Below are 15,031 nucleotides of genomic sequence, written 5' to 3' on the forward strand. Positions count from 1 at the left end.
GTGCAACGGAAAATTGTGCTCAGGCCCCAGGTAAATCCTTGCCTGGGCGATCGGCCCACCGGCCTTGAGTCGAGGTAAGCTGACAGAAAAGCTCCCGCGAGAGGTCACCGTGGCTTCCTACACCTTGCGCCAACTCAAGTACTTCGTCACCACCGTGGAGGCCGGCAGCGTCGCCGAGGCCTCGCGACAGCTGTACATCGCCCAGCCGTCGATCTCCACCGCGATCAAGAGCCTGGAAGAGAGCTTCGGCGTGCAGCTGTTCATCCGTCATCACGCCCAGGGCGTGTCGCTGACGCCCAGCGGCAAGCGCTTCTACGCCAAGACCCGAGCCTTGCTGCAGATGGCCCATGAGTTCGAGCAGAACGCCCTGGCCGACAACGACACGGTGGCCGGGCAGATCGACATCGGCTGCTTCGAGACCGTGGCGCCACTTTACCTGCCGCGACTGATCGCCGGTTTTCGCCAGCGTTACCCGGGGGTGGACATCCGCCTGCGCGATGGCGAACAGCAGGACCTGATCCAGGGCCTGACGGCGGGCACCTTCGACCTGGCGTTCCTCTACGATCATGACCTGGACGGCACCATCGAGACCGAGCCGTTGATGCCGGCGCAGAAACCCTATGTGCTGCTGCCGGAGAAGCACCGTTTCGCCGGGCAAACCCAGGTGTCGCTGCGCGACCTGTGCCCGGAGCCAATGATCCTGCTCGACGTGGCGCCGAGCCGCACCTACTTCGTCAGCCTGTTCAACGAGCTGGGGCTGACGCCGAACATCGTCTTCAGTTCGCCGTCGATCGAGATGGTCCGGGGCATGGTGGGGCAGGGCTTCGGCTTCTCGCTGCTGGTAACCCGGCCGCATTCGGAATTTACCTACGACGGGCAGCGTCTGGTGACCCTCGACATCACCGAGCCGGTGGCGCTGTCCGGTCTGGCGGCGGCGCACCTCAAGCGAGTGCAGCTGACCAAACCGGCGCAATTGTTCGTCGAGTTCTGTCGCGAGGAACTGGCACGCTTTTAAGCCCCGACCACCCGTCGCCGAGATGGCCGCATTGATCGAACAATCCCATGCCGGCGGTTTCTTCCACTAAGGTGCTAAAGGCACTTCGACGTTGTCATTGCCTGGGCGAATGGACCTGCGCCCGGGCATGGGCAATATCAATTGGCGACACGCCAGTCGAGGGCGTACCACACCCAACAGGCCATCCAGTACAGAGAGGGTCTTACCATGTCGTTGATTGGCGTTTCGATGCTTGAGATGCGGCAGATGATCGAACAGGCCTGCCTGCCTGACCGCTGCGAGGTGAGCTGCCCGGACGGCGAACACCTGACCATTCGGCTAGGTCAGGGCGAGAGCCTGGACGACTGCCTGACCGTGACCGGCGTGCCGATAGCCGAGCTCAACAGCTGCCATGATCTATTGGGTTTGGTGGCAAGGGTCAAGGCGCAGCGCAATGCCCCGGCCACTGTGCGCAAGGTCAGCGCCTGAGGTCATAAAAGCTCGAGCAGCAGGTTGATGCCACCGTCACCGCACCTGACGTGCTCGCGGACCACCCCGCGATAGTTGCGTCCCTCCCAGGCGAAGGCAACGCTGTGGGCTTTCTCGACCTTGCCCGGCAGTGGTGGCTCGATGTGCAGGCGCAGTGCCGGACGCCCCTGCAGGCTGAGGGCCGCCAGCTGCACCTGGCACTCGACGCGCTGGGCCACCCGGCCGAACAGGGTGTCGCGGACGAAGTCCAGTTCCAGACAGACGCAGGGGGCGCGGCAGGGCATCTTCATGGTGGCTTTCCGACGAAAGAGGCATACCTCGAACGTTGGAAGCTTAAAAGGGCAAGACGTTCAAATTATTTCAGACTGTGCCTTCTCCTGTATGCCTGCAGGAATGGCCATCAACCCATTCCCTCCTGCATACCCAGGCTCGCATAACCTACCCGGGGCACCTGCCCCAGGCGCTGTTCGACCAGCGCCAGCAGCGACTCGCCGCTGGCCAGGTAGGCATCGCCGAAGTCATGCCCGCCCAGCGCGCTGGGATGGGCTACCAGTTCCAGCACGCCATGCTCGGGGGCCAGGCCGGCCTTGAGGTCGGCCGGGGTGCAGACGAAGTCGGCGGAGCTCCCGGCGAGCTGGCGCAGGCGCCAGTTGAGCAGGGTCTTGAACGTGCGCTTGGCCGGCCCGATGTTGTGCCCCAGGTTGCGCGCCAGGCGCACCGGCACGCCCTGGGCGCGGGCGAAGCGGGCGACGACGGTGCCTACCGGCCAGATGTTGTGCACGTGCTGGTGCGAATCCAGGTGGCTGGGCATCAGGCCGTGGTCCAGGCAGTGTTTCCACTGGGCCTCCAGCTCCGCTTCGACCGCGGCACGCTCGCGGCGTGACAGGCGCAGGGTGCGTTGCTTCAGGCGCAGGTCGAACTCGCCGTGGGGCGTGCAGAAGCGCGGCTCGGCAAGGATCGCCTGGCTCAGCGGGCGGCCGTAGGTGAGGTTGAAGTGCAGCCCGATACGCCCCTTGAGCGCCGGTTGCTGGGCCAGTGCGCAGGCGGCGGCGAAGGCCGGCATGTTGGCCATGGCCGTGGCCGAGCTGATCAGCCCGGCCTGGAAGGCGTGCAGGATGACCGCGTTGGTGTGGGCGCTGAGGCCGAAATCATCAGCGTTGACTATGACCTGGGATGGCATCCGGGCGCTCCTGTGGCGGGGTGGGGGCGACAACATCGGCTTCGTTGCGCGGCGAACGTCTGCGCAGGCGCGGCTTGAGCCATTGCCAGCAGCGCAGCGCCAGGCCCAGCAGCACGCCGTCGGGGCGCCAGCTGTAGCTGCTCAGGCGCCACTGTTCGAGTTGGCCGGTCATGCGTTCGTGCAACTGGTGGCTGGAGTTGTCCAGGCTGACCCGCGAGGCGTCGATCCATTTCCAGTCCGCATCCAGGCCCCAGTGGATCCACTCCTCCAGCAGCACGCGGCCGCTGCCCAGGTCACGGTGTTCCGGTACGAAGGCGAGGTTGTAGTCGTAGACCCGGCCGCGCTCCAACAGGCCCAGGCGGTAGCTGATGCAGCGCCCGTCCAGCTCCAGCAGCACCAGGCACACCAGGCCTTCGCCGGCCAGCGCGGTGAAGGCCTGGTACATCCACTGGCGGCGCTGGGGACCGGAGAAGATGCCGACCTCGTCGTCGCCTTTCCAGCTCACGGCCTCGACGGCGCTGATGGCGTCGAGCAACTCGTCCATGTTCTCAGTAGTGGCGATGACCCGGCGCACACTGGCGCCGCAGGCGTTGATCCGTTTGCGCGCGCGGCGCAACTTGTAGCGCGGGTCGCCGCTGACCTCCTGGCGATCCTGTTCGTTGATGCGGTGCACCGGCACGCGACAGGTCAGGCGCTGCTGCCAGGTTGAACTGGCGCCGGCCCACTGGCGCAGCCAGCCTTCCTGCTCGGCGCTGTCCGGCACCTCGCTCAGTTGCAGCAGGGCATGGGGCAGGTGCTTGCGGATGGCCTGCAGGACCTGGTCGGCATAGAGCGCCGGCAGGTCGATGAGCAGGGCGATGCGATCGCTCAGCGGATAGCCCAGGTGGCGCACTACCGAGGCGAACATCGGGCCGAAGGGCTCCCTGGCGCGGACCAGGGGCAGGCACAGGCACAGGCGCTCGTCTTGGTAGCCGAGCAGCACGCCGAGCCGCTGGCCGGGCAGCAGGGCGGCCTCGGCGGCGCGTAGCCAGCCGAGGTGGTTGAACGGCGTGCTGCCGGGCAGGCGCCGGCGCAGCGCCTCGTAGTCGGCGGCGGGGAAATCGTCGCTGCGCAGCGAGGCGCACCAGCTGAGCTGCAGGGTCATAGGTTCAGCCCGCCGAGGCCGAGGAGGCCGGGACCTCCGGCTTGCGCAGCGGTTCCAGGCGCGAGGTGGTGTAGCGGCTCTCGCGGTAGAACCTCCAGCGGCCGAACAGGCAGTACACGTTCATGATCCGTCCTTGCTCCTGATAGCCCATGCGCAGGTGCAGTTTGAGCGCCGGGATGTTGTGCTGCTCGCACACGTCCACCACCTTGGTGCAGCCTTGGGCGGCCATGGCCTTCCACAACTCCAGCTGCAGGTCCACCGACAGTTCGGTGCCCCAGTACTTGCGGATCAGCTCGCCACCGAACTCGAAGAACTCGCCCGGGCCGACCGGGAACCAGCAGCCGTAGTAGTGACGGTCGTGGTAGTGGCGGCTGCTGCCCCAGATGAACGCCACGGCGTCGTTGTCGTCGTCGAGGAACATCAGCCCGGTATGGCCCTCGGCGGCCAGCTCGCGCATGGTCTCGACGCGGTCGCCGAAGTGGCGGGCGAAGGCCTGCACGTTGTGCACGCTGATGCTCTCGACGCGCAGGCTGCCGTAAGGCTTGAGCCGGTGCGGCGGCACCGGGCTGACCAGGTCGCGCTCCATCCACAGCAGTTCCCAATGATAGAAGACGTAGTGCCGGAAGGCGCTACCGAGGGTGTCACGCAGTCCCTTGCGCTTGATACGGTCCTGGATCTTGGTGAATGCAGTCATGGTGCCTCCTGGGCATGGCTGATCGAGGTGCGTCTCATGACGCGCTCCAGGTCAGGGCGAACACGGTCTGCCCTGGCAGTTGAAAACGGACCTGGCCATCGGCGCAGCTGAAGCTGACGCGGCGGCTCTGGTTGTCGGGGCCGAACAATTCGAGCTGGCCGGCGGGGCAGTCGCCCAGGGTCAGCGCCACCTGTTGCAAGCGCTCGGCCTTGTTCACCCCCAGCAGGCTGCGCTGGCGCTGGCGGGCCATGGCCAGGGCGTCGACCTCGAAGGCGTCGTTGTCCAGGGCCAGCACCTGGTCGAGCCAGTGGCGCTGGATGAACTGCTGGGCCAGGCCCACCGGCTTGAGTTCGTAGCGCTGGTCGCCGGTATCGCGCAGCATGCCCTTGGGCCACTCGGGCTCGTCGGCGACATGGAACCAGTTGAGCATGTCGAGCAGGCCGTCACCGGCGGCGTTGATCACCACCGAGGTCCACCACAGGCCGGCGTAGTGGGTGTTCTGTTCGTAGGGGCTGAGGCTCGAGCCGCTGGACAGGTTGGTCTGGTCCAGCAGCAATGCCTTGCGTGGCCGGCCCTGGTCGTCCAGGCCCACCAGGTCGGCGGCCTGACGCACGCTGTCACGGTAGCTGCGGGTGGCGAGCAGGTCACGGACCATCCACTCGTGCCAGGCCAGGGCGTCGATCTGCGCGCCCTGTTCGGCGAGCAGGCGCCGTGCCCAGTCGATGCCTCGGCGTTGCTTGCCGTCGTCGGTGAAGGGCCCGCCGAGCAGGCGCGAGGAGGCCGGCATGGCGATGCGCACGCCGGCCTCGCGGGCGCCGGGGTACTCGCGCACGCGCCTGGCCATGGCCTGGAAGAAGTCGCGGTAGCTGGCGTAGTCGCGGTAGTTGAGGTTGGGCTCGTCGGCAAAGGCCAGGTAGTGGGTGCCTTTGCCGCCCAGGGCCTTGGTCGCCTCGAGCCAGGCGTCAAGGCCATCGCTGCTGGTGCGGTCGCTGCGCAGGTCGGCGACCCGGGCGCTGCCGGCCAGCAGGGTGATGTCCTGGAGGATGCCGAAACGTTCCTGGTAGAGCTTGCGCCAGGCGTTCTCGAAGTCGGGTTGGCGTTGCAGCACGTCGACGAAGCTGTAGAAACCGGCGGCCTGGGGCCGCAGGGCATCTAGGGCGGCAAAGCTCGAGGCCGGCGGCAACACGTAGGGCAGGGCCACACCTAGCCTTGGCGTGGGGCCGAGTACTTTGCTGCCCAGGGCCAGGCGCACCTGGCCCGGCTGCTGGGGCAGGTCGCCCAGGTCGTCAGCACGCTGGGCGAACAGGTTGGCGCTGCCGTCGAGCCAGAACGCCGCCTTGCCGCTGCCCTGCAGGCCCAGGCGCCAGGTCTCGTCACGGCTGCTGACCGGCAGCGGCAGCTGGTCGAAGCGCCAGTAGGCGCGGTAGGGCTTGAGCGGCAATTGCACGCGGCGACCATCACCGAGGCGTTCGGCGAACAGCCCGTGGACGCCGCCGTGGTGCTTGCCGGCCAACACCGCCCGTTCGCCGGCCTTGACCCGGAAGTACAGCTCGACGCCCGGCCCGACCTCGGCGCTGAAGTGCACCTTGGCCGGCGCGAACAGCGCACGGGTGCTGGCATCGTGCTGGATACGGTAGTCGCGGAAGCTGTAGCCGGGTACTTCCAGGCGATAAGTGCCGCCACCCGATGCCAGGGGCCAGCGCTGCTCGCCGCGCACCTGCGCGGCCTCGATGCGCCGCTCGCCGGCCAGCCGGCCCTGGCCGTCCAGCAGGTACAGGCGCTCCGGGTTGGCGTCGGCCTGCCAGGCCGGGCGCCACTGGATGCGCAGCTCGTCGGCGCGGGCCGGCAGCAGGTACAGGCTGCCATCGCGGATCTCGCCCCATTGCACGGGCGCGGCGAGCGCCGTCTGCGCCAACAGCGTGGTGCACAGCAGCAGGGCTTTCATGCCGCCCTCCGTTGCAGCATCTGGCGCAGCGGCGCCAGGTCGGCGGGCAGGATGATCAGGGTCTGGCCCAGCGGCACGCCGCTGAGGCGGCAATACAGCACCAGCATGGCCAGGGTGACCGCCAGGTAGGCGATGGACGAGGCCGCCGCCGCGCCGACGATGCCCCAGGCGGGGATCAGCAAGACGTTGAGCACCAGGTTCAGCGCGGCGCCCGCGCCCATCAGCAGCGACACCGTGCCGGGGCGGTTCTTGCCCAGCAGGTCCAGGCGCAGGATGCTGGCGTAGCACAGGCCGAACAGGCCCGGCAGCAAGGCCAGCAGCGCCGGATAGGCCGGCGCGTAGTCGGCGCCGAACAGGGTGACGATCAGCCACTGGCCGATCAGCGCCATGCTCAGGCAGGCGCCGAGCATCACCGTGGCGGTCAGGCGCAGGGCCAGGGGTGTCAGCCGCTCCATGCCGGCGTCCTGCTGCAGCAGGCGTTTCATCAGCGGGGTGGTCACCGCCTCGGGGACGATCAGCAGCAGTTCGGCGGCGGCGCTGGCCATGGCGTAGTGGCCCAGGGCGGTGCTGCCGAGCATGGCGCCGATGAACAGGTAGTCCGAGCGCAGGATCACCTGCTGGAACAATAGGTCGGGGTGGCTCTTGGCGCTGTAGCTCAGCAGCTCGCGCTGGCCGCCGCGATCCCAGCGCAAGGCCAGCGGGTGCTGGCGGCGCAGCCACCACAGACCCAGCGCCAGCACCAGGGCGATGCCGCACAGCCAGCTGATCAGCGCGGCCTCGAGGGCCTCGTCGCGCCACATCCAGAACAATCCGAGGAACAGCAGCAGCGGTGCCAGCGACTCGGTCAGGCGCAGGGCGTTGAATGCGCCGACGCCGCCGCTGGCGTTGTGCAGGGTTAGCAGGCCGCTCTTGAGCACGGTCATCGGCACCGCCAGTAGCAACAGCCAGGCCAGCAGGCCCAGCTGCACGGTAATTTCCAGGTCGGTGCCGAACTCGCGCACCAGGAACACGCAGACCAGGGTCAGCAGCCCGGCCAGCAGGCAACCGTAGACCAGCACCTGGGTCAGCAGCAGGCCCATGTCGCGCTGCTTGGCCGCCTGGTAGCCGACCGCGCTGTTCAGGCCGCCACTGGTGGCGGCGCTGATCAGGTCGGGCAGGGTGCTGAGCAGGGCGAACAGGCCGCGTTCGCTGGGCCCGAGGATGCGCGCCAGCAGCACGTTGCGCAGCAGGCGCAGGGCGATCATCGCAAGCTTGGTGCCCATGCTCAGCGCCAGGTGGCGCAGGTAGCTGTTGCGGTTCATCAGCGTTCTCCGCGGCTGATGCGCCAGGCCAGCAACGAGGGCCGGCTGGCATTGCGCTGGCTGACGCCGATGCGCGGCAGCGCCAGCGGGTCGTCGTGGCCCTGGCAGATGCCCGGGCGGGTGCTCAGGGCGTAGGGGTAGCGGTGCGCGGCGACCCGCGCGCGCACGCGCTCGTCGTGGTCGCCGTTGGGGTAGCAATACACCGGCAGCGGTTCGCGGCAGCCGGCGTTGAGTGCGGCGTGGCTGCGTTGCAGCTCCTCGTTGAGGCGGTGGTCGTCCAGGTACGGCAGCAGGGCATGACTGGCGCCATGGGGGCCGAAGCGCACCAGGCCGGAGTCCTCCAGGGCGCGCACCTGCTGCCAGTCCATGGCCTGGGGCAGCGACTCCGGCGGGCAGGCGTCGGTCAGCACATGCAGGGCTTGGGGACTGAGGCTCTTGAGGGTCTGCAGGTAGCGCGCCAGCACCAGGCTGCGGGCTTTGCTGTGCTCGTGCATGAAGTAGGCCGCAGGCAATGGTCGGCCGAGCTTGCGCAGGCGCTCGATCAGTTGCCGGCGGGCCTCCTCGCCGTGGGTACCCCACAAGGTCTCGCCGACGCTTTCCCACCAGAAGCGCTGGCGGCTGCCGATGAAGTCGGTGGACAGGAAGATGCTCGCTGGCACCTGGTGGCGCTGCAGCAGCGGGAAGGCGTTGACGGCATTGTCGCGCCAGCCGTCGTCGAAGGTCAGGGCCACCTTGGGGCGGGTATCGCTGCGGGGCTCCTCGTGGCTCTTGAGCAGGTCCATGAGGCTGACGCAGTCGAAATGCCGGGGCAGCCAGCGCAGCAGCCCTTCGAAGGCCCGGGGGCCGACGCACAGTTCGTTGCGATGGGGCAGGGCGGCGCTGGCGTCATCGGCCAGTACCCGGTGCAGCATGAGGATCACCCCGGCGCCGCGCAGCTCGGCGCGCCCGCGCGGCGACTTGAAATAGAACCAGCCACTGGCCTGCTTGATGTGGGTCTTGATCGGCATGTCCGTCGCTCATCGATTCTGGTCGGGGTTCCATTGGCTGTAGCTGTGCCCGCGCAGGAACTGCCACAGGCCCACGCTCATGCCGGCGAGGGTGACCAGCACGAAGGCGGCCAGGCGGAACGGGCGCGGCAGGCGGCGGCGGGCGTCGAGCAGGCCGGCGATGGCGGCGGCGTAGCCGAACAATTGCAGGGCCAGGGTCAGGCGGTAGAAACCGGGTTCGATGGCCAGCCACAGGTTGGCCAGCAACAATGGCAGCAGCAGCACCGGGGCCAGGCGGCGGATCAGCTTGTGGCTGATCAGGGCGATGGCGTACAGGCCGTGGCGTGCCGGATTGAGCAGCTCGCGGCGGGCGGCCAGGCTCAGCAGGCCACCGACGGTGACCCGTTGGCGGCGGCGGAACTGCTTGTCGGCCTCGTCCACGCCCTGGTCCAGCACCACCGCCTCGGGCACGTAGACGATACGCAGCCCTGCAGCCGGGGCGCAGGTGCTGATGAAGAAATCGTCATTGACCTGCTTGGGAATCGGTTGGTACAGCGCCCGGCGCAGGGCCAGAAGGGCGCCGTCGGCCGAGACCATGCAGCCGGTGCGGTTCTCCACCTTGCGCACCCAGGCTTCGTAGTGCCGGTACAGGCTGTCGCCGATGCTCAGGCCCTTGCCCGGGTCGGGGATGATCATGTGCCCGGCGGTGCCGCCAACCTGCGCGTCGGCGAACGGTGCCAGCAGCAGCCCGAGGGTGTCGGCCGACCACTGGTTGTCGGCGTCGGTGAACACCAGCAGGTCGCCCGTGCACACCTGCACGGCACTGTTCAGCGCCCCGGCCTTGCCCAGGCGCGGCAGGTCCAGCACTTGCACCCGCGGGTCTCCCAGGGCACGGGCCAGCGCCACGGTGCGGTCGCTGGAGCCGTCGCTGGCCACCACCACCTGCAGCTCGGCGGCCGGGTAGTCCTGGCCGAGCACGCTGGCGAGCTTGGCTTCGATATGCCGCTCTTCGTTGTGCGCGGCGATCACCACGCTCACCCGCTGCGCCGGCAAGGGCGAATGCGTGCGACGGGCAAAGAACGGCGCGGCCAGGGTCAGCAGCAGGGGATAGCCGACCCAGGCGTACAGCGGCAGCAGCAGGCATAGCCAGAAGATGAACTCAGCCACGGGCGGGCCTCCTTGCGGTGCGGTTGAACAGGCTGAGGATGAACGCCGCGCCGGCCAGGTGCAGGCGCAGCCAGTGCAGGCCCCAGAGTTGCAGGGTGAGCAGCGGGTCACGGTGCCGGCGGCTCTGGCGCAGGCTCAGGAACAGCGCGGGCAGGGCGCTGACCAGCAGGAAGAACAGCGCCACATGGGGGAAACCATCGAGCAGGGCCGACAGGGCCATGGCGTCCAGCACCCAGGCCCCCACCGAGAGCAGCGGGAAGCGTAGCAGGCGCAGGCTGACGCCATGGCTGCGTAGCAACTGCAGGTGGCTGCCTTGGCGCCACATCTCCTTGCCCAGCCATTCGCGCCAGTTGGCCTCATAGCCCCAGTGCAGCACCGCGGGCTGGCGCAGCACGCGCAGGCGGGCGCCGGACTCATGCAGGCGCAGGGTGAAGTCCTTGTCCTCGCCGGTACGCAGGCGCTCGTCGAAACCGCCGACCTGCTCGAACCAGCTGCGGCGCATCAGCAGGTTGGGGGTGGGCAGCCAGGTGCAGTCCTGAACCGTCTGGCCGGTGCGCAGGGTGCGCCGTTGCCAGGCCTGGGCGAACCACGGGGCGTGGCGCGGGGTGTCGCAGTCGAGGGCGAAGACATCACCTTCGCCGCGGCGCTGCAGGTCCAGCAGCAGGTCCAGCCAGTGCTCGGGCACCTCGATGTCGGCGTCGAGGAAGGCCAGCCATTCGCCGTGGCTGGCGGCCACGCCGGCGTTGCGCAGGGCGCCGATGGCCACCCCGGGCAGGGTCAGCACCTGGGCGCCGTGTTCGCGGGCGATACGTGGGCCGTCGTCGCTGGAGCCGTTGTCGACCACGATCAGCTCGCAGGCCAGGCCCGCCGCGCTGGCCGAGCGCCGGGCGGCGTCCAGGGTGCGGCCGATATGGCGGGCCTCGTTGAACATCGGGATGACGATGCTCACCCGGCTCATCGGGCCACCTCCACTGGCTGTTGTTCACGGGCCTGGCCCAGCAGCACGCTGGACAGCGCCAGCATCAGCCACAGGTACTTGTGGCTGGGGGCGCTGAGGAACATCAGGAACAGGCCGATGGCCAGCATGCTCATGGTCAGGTGGGTCATCAGGTCGGCGCGGTCCGCATCGCCGGCCGCGCGGAAGATGGCGCGGGCCCGCCAGAAGTTGCGCAGGGCCAGGGCGATCATGCCGACGAACAGCAGGCCCGCTGGCAGGCCAACCTCGCTGAACAGCTCCAGGTAGGTGTTGTGGGCGCGGCGGTAGAGGTCGGTGGTCTTGCTGTTGACCGGGGCGAAGGCCTTGGAGAAGCCAGTGTCAGCGTAGTGAAGCGGGAAGGTGCCGGGGCCGGTGCCGAGCAGCGGGCTGTGGCTGATCATCTCCTTGCCCACCACCAGGTAGGAGGCGCGTCGGCCCAGTGATTCATCCTGGTGCGCGTTGACCCCGGACTTGAGCAGCATCAGCGACTGGATGCGTTCGGCGTAGCCCGCCGGCATCAGCGCCACGCCCAGGGGCAGGACGATGGCCAGGCCAAGCATGGCGAAGCCCAGGTGGCGCGGGCGGATGCGCGTCAGCTGTTCGCGATAGTTGTACAGCACGATGCCCAGGCTGATCAGCAACACCACCAGCCCCGAGCGCGATTCGGTCTTGGTCATGCCCACCAGCAGCAACAGGCAGCAGCCGGCCCAGAACAGCTTGGTCGGGATCTGCCGGGCCTTGATCGCCAGCCACAGCCCCAGCGGCATGGCGATGGTGATCAGCAGGGCGAAGGCGTTGGGGTCGAGCATGGCCGAGGCGCGGCCCTGCTCCTGGTACTTGGTGGAGAAGATCGCGAACAGGCAGGTGACGCACACGCTGACGGTGATCAGCCGGGCCAGCATCGGCAGGTTGAGATCGCGGCCGACCAGCAGGGTGATGACGAACACCACCAGGCCCACCAGCAACTCGCGCAGGTGGCCGCTCGACAGCGCCAGGTCGTCGCTGGCCCACAGGCTCAGCAGGTACAGGGCCATGAACGGCAGCAGCAGGCGCCACTGGTTGCTGCGCAGGCGCTCGCCGGGCAACTGGCGCACCGCCAGTTGCAGGCTGAGGATCAGCACCAGGCCGATGCCCACCAGCTTGGCACCGGACACCAGGCCGTCCTTGAGCAGCCCCTCCAGCGGCACCAGGGTGGCGATCGCCAGCAGGCCCCAGGCCGGCTTGCGGTACAGCACCAGCACGCCGGCCAGGCCGATCACGCCGCCGGGGGCCAGGAACGGGTAGGGGCTGGCCAGCAGCCCCAGGCTCAGCAGGGCCACCAGGGCCACCAGCGACAGGGGAATGATCATGCGACAACCTCCTCGGCCGTGCCCCGATACACCAGGGCCCAGCGTTGTGCCAGGGTCGGCAGGTGGTAGCGTTCGCGTTGCGTGCGGCGGGCGCCGGCGACCAGTTCGGCGGCTTGTGCAGGATCCTGCAGCAGGGCCTCGAGGTGCCCGCCCAGCTCGGCGCTGGCCAGGGGCGCGGCCAGCAGGCCGTTGCGGCCATGCTCGATGACGTCGGGGATGCCGCCGACGCCGAAGGCCACCACCGGCACGCCGTCCTGCATGGCCTCGAGCAGGATCATCGGCGTGCCTTCGGTGCGCGAGCTGATGACCAGGGCGTCCAGGCGCTTCATCCAGCCGCGCATGTCGCGCTGGAAGCCCGGCAGGGTGATGCGCGCGGTGAGACCGGCGGCGTCGATGCGGGCCTGCAGGGTGTCGCGCTCGGGGCCTTCGCCGAGCATCACGGCGTGGACCTGTGGGTGGCGCTGGCACACCGGGATCAGGGTGTCGAGGAACAGGTCGGGACCTTTTTCGCTGGACAGGCGGCCGACGTAGGCGGCGAGCCAGGGGGCCTTGTCATGATCGCAATCCCTGTAGGAGCGGCCTTGTGCCGCGATCGGGCGCGAAGCGGCCGCCGCTGCGGAGTAATCCGATGTGCCTGACTTATCGGCGTGGGAGGCCTTGGGGCCGCTTTGCGGCCCATCGCGGCGCAAGGCCGCTCCTACATGATCCTCATCAGCCGTTTGGGCCTCGGGCAGCCCGTTGGGTATCACCCGCAACTTGGCCTCGGACACGCCGGCATCGCGGTGGATACGGGCGATGCTCTCGGCCACGCATACCACCGTGTCCACCGTCGGCGTGCGGCACAGCTGCAGGCTCAGCCAGGTGTAGAAGCGCTGCTTGCGGCTGCGCGGGGTGAAGCCATGCTGGGTGCTGACCATCGGCAGGCGCCACAGGGTGGCGCCGATCCAGCCGAACAGCTGGCCCTTGAAGTTGTGGCTGTTGATCAACGGACGCTGGCCGCGCTGCGCGCCGAGTACCTTGAGCACCGCCCCCAGCCCATGGCAGGTGTCGCATTCGACACCGGCCTCGCGAAAGCGCGCCACCAGTTCCGCCGGGGCATCGAGGAACAGCACCCGATGCTGGCCGGGGGTGGCCTGGCAGTGGTCCAGGAGCATGCGCTCGGCGCCGTAGAACCCGCCACTGCCGAGCAGGTGCAGGATCGGCCGGCCGGCGTGCAGCGCGGCGTTCAATTGCGCACCCAGTGCCACAGGCGTGGCAGCGACCAGCTCTTGTGCGGGTTGGGCAGCGCCGGGGCCTGGTCGTTGATCACCAGCAGCACCGGCAGGCCCAGCTCGTGGCTGATCTGCGCCGGATGCTTGAAGCGGTGGTCGAAGAACTCCCTGACGTAGACCACGGCGATCGCCAGCAGCAGGCCGGTGACCAGGCCGAACGGAATGATCAGGCCAGGTTTCGGGAAGCTCGCCGCGGTGGGTTCGTAGGGGGCGCTGAGGATCCGCGCGTTGGACTGGCTGCCGTCGAGCAGGCCCTGGCCGCGGCTTTCCTCGTAACGCTGGGCATAGGTGGAGAAGGCCTTGTGCAGGGCATCGATCTCGGTGTCCAGCTGACGGGTCTTGCTCTGGGTCTCGCGCAGCTGGAGGATGCGCTTGCTGTAGTCGGCGATGCGCTGGGTCTTCTGCTCGATCACCTGCTGGGTCACGGCCAGGTCCTGCTGGCGCTCACGGATGCGGTTCTCGACGATCTTGAGGAACTGCGCGCGCAACTGGGCGATCTGCTGGCGGGCCATGACCATCTGGTCGGAACCCGGCTGGAACACCGTGGCGTCGCCGTTGTAGCGGGCCAGCTGGGTGGTCAGCTGCTCGCCGAGCTGCTTGATCTCGCGGTCCTCGAAGGCGACGTTGTCGACCGTGGTGGTGAAGGTGTAGGGGAACGCGTAGTCGGCCATCCTCGCCTTGCTGGCCGCGGCCAGGCTGCTCTGCAGGTAGTCGAGCCACTTCTGGTTCTGCAGCTGGCGGTCACGCTGCAGGTTGAGCGCCTGCTCCTCGGTGTTGATGGCATTGAGGCGGAAGGTGATCTCTTCCTTGGGGTCCGACGAGCCGATGGCGGTCAGCAGCCCCAGGCGCTGGCTTTCCAGGTCGCCCAGGCGGGCCTGGTAGTGCAGTTTCTTCTGCTCGTAGAACGCCTCGGGCAGCTCGTTGGACTGCAGGTCCTGGCGGTTGGCCAGGAAGTTCTCCAGCAGACGGCTGACGAACAGCGTGCCCAGCTTCGGATCGTCGGCGCTGTAGGTGATGGAGATCACGTTGGAGCCGGGCAGGGTCTCGACCTTGAGGTCCTTGACCGCCTGATCGGTGAGGGTGTCCAGCTGGGTGTCGCGGTCATCGGCCACGGTGTTGCCGAACAGCCGGTGCAGCGGCTCGAACACCGCGTGGCGTACCGGGTCGAGCACGGTACGGCGCAGCAGACCGGGCTCGTCCGGGTAGTGGCCTTCCTTGCGCAGCTCGCCGATGGTCTGGCGGATCAGGGTTGGCGAGCGCAGGATGTTGCTCTCGGTCTCCATGTCGGCCAGCGACGGCGGGATGAACTGGTCGGCCTGCTGGCTGAGCGCCGAGGTGGTGTCGCTCTGCGAGAGTTTCTTGGACTGCACGATGACTTCGGCGGTGATGTCGAAGCTCTGCTTGAGCACCAGCGGCAACAGCACGGCGATCACCGCGAACACCAGGAACACCCGTTTCACCAGTTGGCGGTTGGCGAAGAAGATGCGGAAGAACTCATGTACATAGTTTTCTTTGGGTTGCGTGGTCATGGTCCT

General features: G+C 68.2%; 14 protein-coding genes. 2 read left to right on the plus strand and 12 right to left on the minus strand.

Going from position 1 to position 15,031, the window contains the following annotated elements:
- Positions 1-109: 109 nt before the first annotated feature.
- Together V0R62_RS15395 and V0R62_RS15400 are read left to right on the plus strand one after the other, a co-directional pair.
- A complete protein-coding gene (locus tag V0R62_RS15395; RefSeq protein ID WP_186714387.1) occupies positions 110-1,015 on the plus strand; it encodes a LysR family transcriptional regulator in 906 nt (301 codons plus the stop codon).
- A gap of 207 nt (positions 1,016-1,222) precedes the next feature.
- Positions 1,223-1,483, plus strand: a complete 261-nt coding sequence (locus V0R62_RS15400; protein ID WP_330104358.1) for a DUF1652 domain-containing protein — start codon at positions 1,223-1,225, stop codon at positions 1,481-1,483.
- 2 nt (positions 1,484-1,485) lie between these two features.
- Here V0R62_RS15400 and V0R62_RS15405 read toward each other — a convergent pair whose 3' ends face one another.
- The 12 genes from V0R62_RS15405 to V0R62_RS15460 form a co-directional block, all read right to left on the minus strand.
- Positions 1,486-1,773, minus strand: a complete 288-nt coding sequence (locus V0R62_RS15405; protein WP_330104359.1) for a hypothetical protein — start codon at positions 1,771-1,773, stop codon at positions 1,486-1,488.
- A gap of 110 nt (positions 1,774-1,883) precedes the next feature.
- The gene (locus V0R62_RS15410) at positions 1,884-2,663 is read right to left on the minus strand and encodes a ChbG/HpnK family deacetylase (RefSeq protein ID WP_330104360.1); all 780 of its coding nucleotides are present in this window, start codon (positions 2,661-2,663) and stop codon (positions 1,884-1,886) included.
- On the minus strand, positions 2,635-3,807 hold the full coding sequence (locus tag V0R62_RS15415; RefSeq protein ID WP_330104361.1) for a GNAT family N-acetyltransferase: 1,173 nt from the start codon (positions 3,805-3,807) through the stop codon (positions 2,635-2,637). The genes V0R62_RS15410 and V0R62_RS15415 overlap by 29 nt, the downstream gene beginning before the upstream one ends.
- Before the next feature lie 4 nt (positions 3,808-3,811).
- Positions 3,812-4,501 carry a GNAT family N-acetyltransferase gene (locus tag V0R62_RS15420; protein WP_330104362.1) on the minus strand — a complete coding sequence of 230 codons (690 nt, stop codon included), beginning with the start codon at positions 4,499-4,501 and terminating at the stop codon, positions 3,812-3,814.
- Positions 4,502-4,535: 34 nt separating this feature from the next.
- On the minus strand, positions 4,536-6,446 hold the full coding sequence (locus V0R62_RS15425; protein ID WP_330104363.1) for a hypothetical protein: 1,911 nt from the start codon (positions 6,444-6,446) through the stop codon (positions 4,536-4,538).
- Positions 6,443-7,747: an oligosaccharide flippase family protein gene (locus V0R62_RS15430; protein WP_330104364.1), complete on the minus strand. Its 1,305-nt coding sequence runs from the start codon at positions 7,745-7,747 to the stop codon at positions 6,443-6,445. The genes V0R62_RS15425 and V0R62_RS15430 overlap by 4 nt, the downstream gene beginning before the upstream one ends.
- Positions 7,747-8,754, minus strand: a complete 1,008-nt coding sequence (locus tag V0R62_RS15435) for a polysaccharide deacetylase family protein (RefSeq protein WP_330104365.1) — start codon at positions 8,752-8,754, stop codon at positions 7,747-7,749. The genes V0R62_RS15430 and V0R62_RS15435 overlap by 1 nt, the downstream gene beginning before the upstream one ends.
- A gap of 9 nt (positions 8,755-8,763) precedes the next feature.
- Positions 8,764-9,900: a glycosyltransferase family 2 protein gene (locus tag V0R62_RS15440; RefSeq protein WP_330104366.1), complete on the minus strand. Its 1,137-nt coding sequence runs from the start codon at positions 9,898-9,900 to the stop codon at positions 8,764-8,766.
- On the minus strand, positions 9,893-10,858 hold the full coding sequence (locus V0R62_RS15445) for a glycosyltransferase (protein ID WP_203646314.1): 966 nt from the start codon (positions 10,856-10,858) through the stop codon (positions 9,893-9,895). Before V0R62_RS15445 ends, V0R62_RS15440 begins: the two co-directional genes overlap by 8 nt.
- Positions 10,855-12,225 (minus strand): O-antigen ligase family protein, encoded by a 1,371-nt coding sequence (locus V0R62_RS15450; RefSeq protein WP_330104367.1) that lies wholly within the window; start codon positions 12,223-12,225, stop codon positions 10,855-10,857. The genes V0R62_RS15445 and V0R62_RS15450 overlap by 4 nt, the downstream gene beginning before the upstream one ends.
- Positions 12,222-13,454 (minus strand): glycosyltransferase family 4 protein, encoded by a 1,233-nt coding sequence (locus tag V0R62_RS15455; RefSeq protein WP_330104368.1) that lies wholly within the window; start codon positions 13,452-13,454, stop codon positions 12,222-12,224. The genes V0R62_RS15450 and V0R62_RS15455 overlap by 4 nt, the downstream gene beginning before the upstream one ends.
- Complete coding sequence (locus V0R62_RS15460; protein WP_330104369.1) at positions 13,451-15,025, minus strand: GumC family protein; 1,575 nt, start codon at positions 15,023-15,025, stop codon at positions 13,451-13,453. Before V0R62_RS15460 ends, V0R62_RS15455 begins: the two co-directional genes overlap by 4 nt.
- Positions 15,026-15,031: the final 6 nt, after the last annotated feature.

The sequence above is a fragment of the Pseudomonas carassii genome (assembly GCF_036324045.1).
Lineage (GTDB): Bacteria > Pseudomonadota > Gammaproteobacteria > Pseudomonadales > Pseudomonadaceae > Aquipseudomonas > Aquipseudomonas peradeniyensis.

What these genes read in the sequence shown, in the direction of transcription:
- V0R62_RS15420 (WP_330104362.1), bottom strand. Translation starts at nt 4,501, where the DNA reads ATGACTGCATTCACCAAGATCCAGGACCGTATCAAGCGCAAGGGACTG.
- V0R62_RS15435 (WP_330104365.1), bottom strand. Translation starts at nt 8,754, where the DNA reads ATGCCGATCAAGACCCACATCAAGCAGGCCAGTGGCTGGTTCTATTTC.
- V0R62_RS15445 (WP_203646314.1), bottom strand. Translation starts at nt 10,858, where the DNA reads ATGAGCCGGGTGAGCATCGTCATCCCGATGTTCAACGAGGCCCGCCAT.
- V0R62_RS15415 (WP_330104361.1), bottom strand. Translation starts at nt 3,807, where the DNA reads ATGACCCTGCAGCTCAGCTGGTGCGCCTCGCTGCGCAGCGACGATTTC.
- V0R62_RS15430 (WP_330104364.1), bottom strand. Translation starts at nt 7,747, where the DNA reads ATGAACCGCAACAGCTACCTGCGCCACCTGGCGCTGAGCATGGGCACC.
- V0R62_RS15460 (WP_330104369.1), bottom strand. Translation starts at nt 15,025, where the DNA reads ATGACCACGCAACCCAAAGAAAACTATGTACATGAGTTCTTCCGCATC.
- V0R62_RS15425 (WP_330104363.1), bottom strand. Translation starts at nt 6,446, where the DNA reads ATGAAAGCCCTGCTGCTGTGCACCACGCTGTTGGCGCAGACGGCGCTC.
- V0R62_RS15410 (WP_330104360.1), bottom strand. Translation starts at nt 2,663, where the DNA reads ATGCCATCCCAGGTCATAGTCAACGCTGATGATTTCGGCCTCAGCGCC.
- V0R62_RS15405 (WP_330104359.1), bottom strand. Translation starts at nt 1,773, where the DNA reads ATGAAGATGCCCTGCCGCGCCCCCTGCGTCTGTCTGGAACTGGACTTC.
- V0R62_RS15450 (WP_330104367.1), bottom strand. Translation starts at nt 12,225, where the DNA reads ATGATCATTCCCCTGTCGCTGGTGGCCCTGGTGGCCCTGCTGAGCCTG.
- V0R62_RS15400 (WP_330104358.1), top strand. Translation starts at nt 1,223, where the DNA reads ATGTCGTTGATTGGCGTTTCGATGCTTGAGATGCGGCAGATGATCGAA.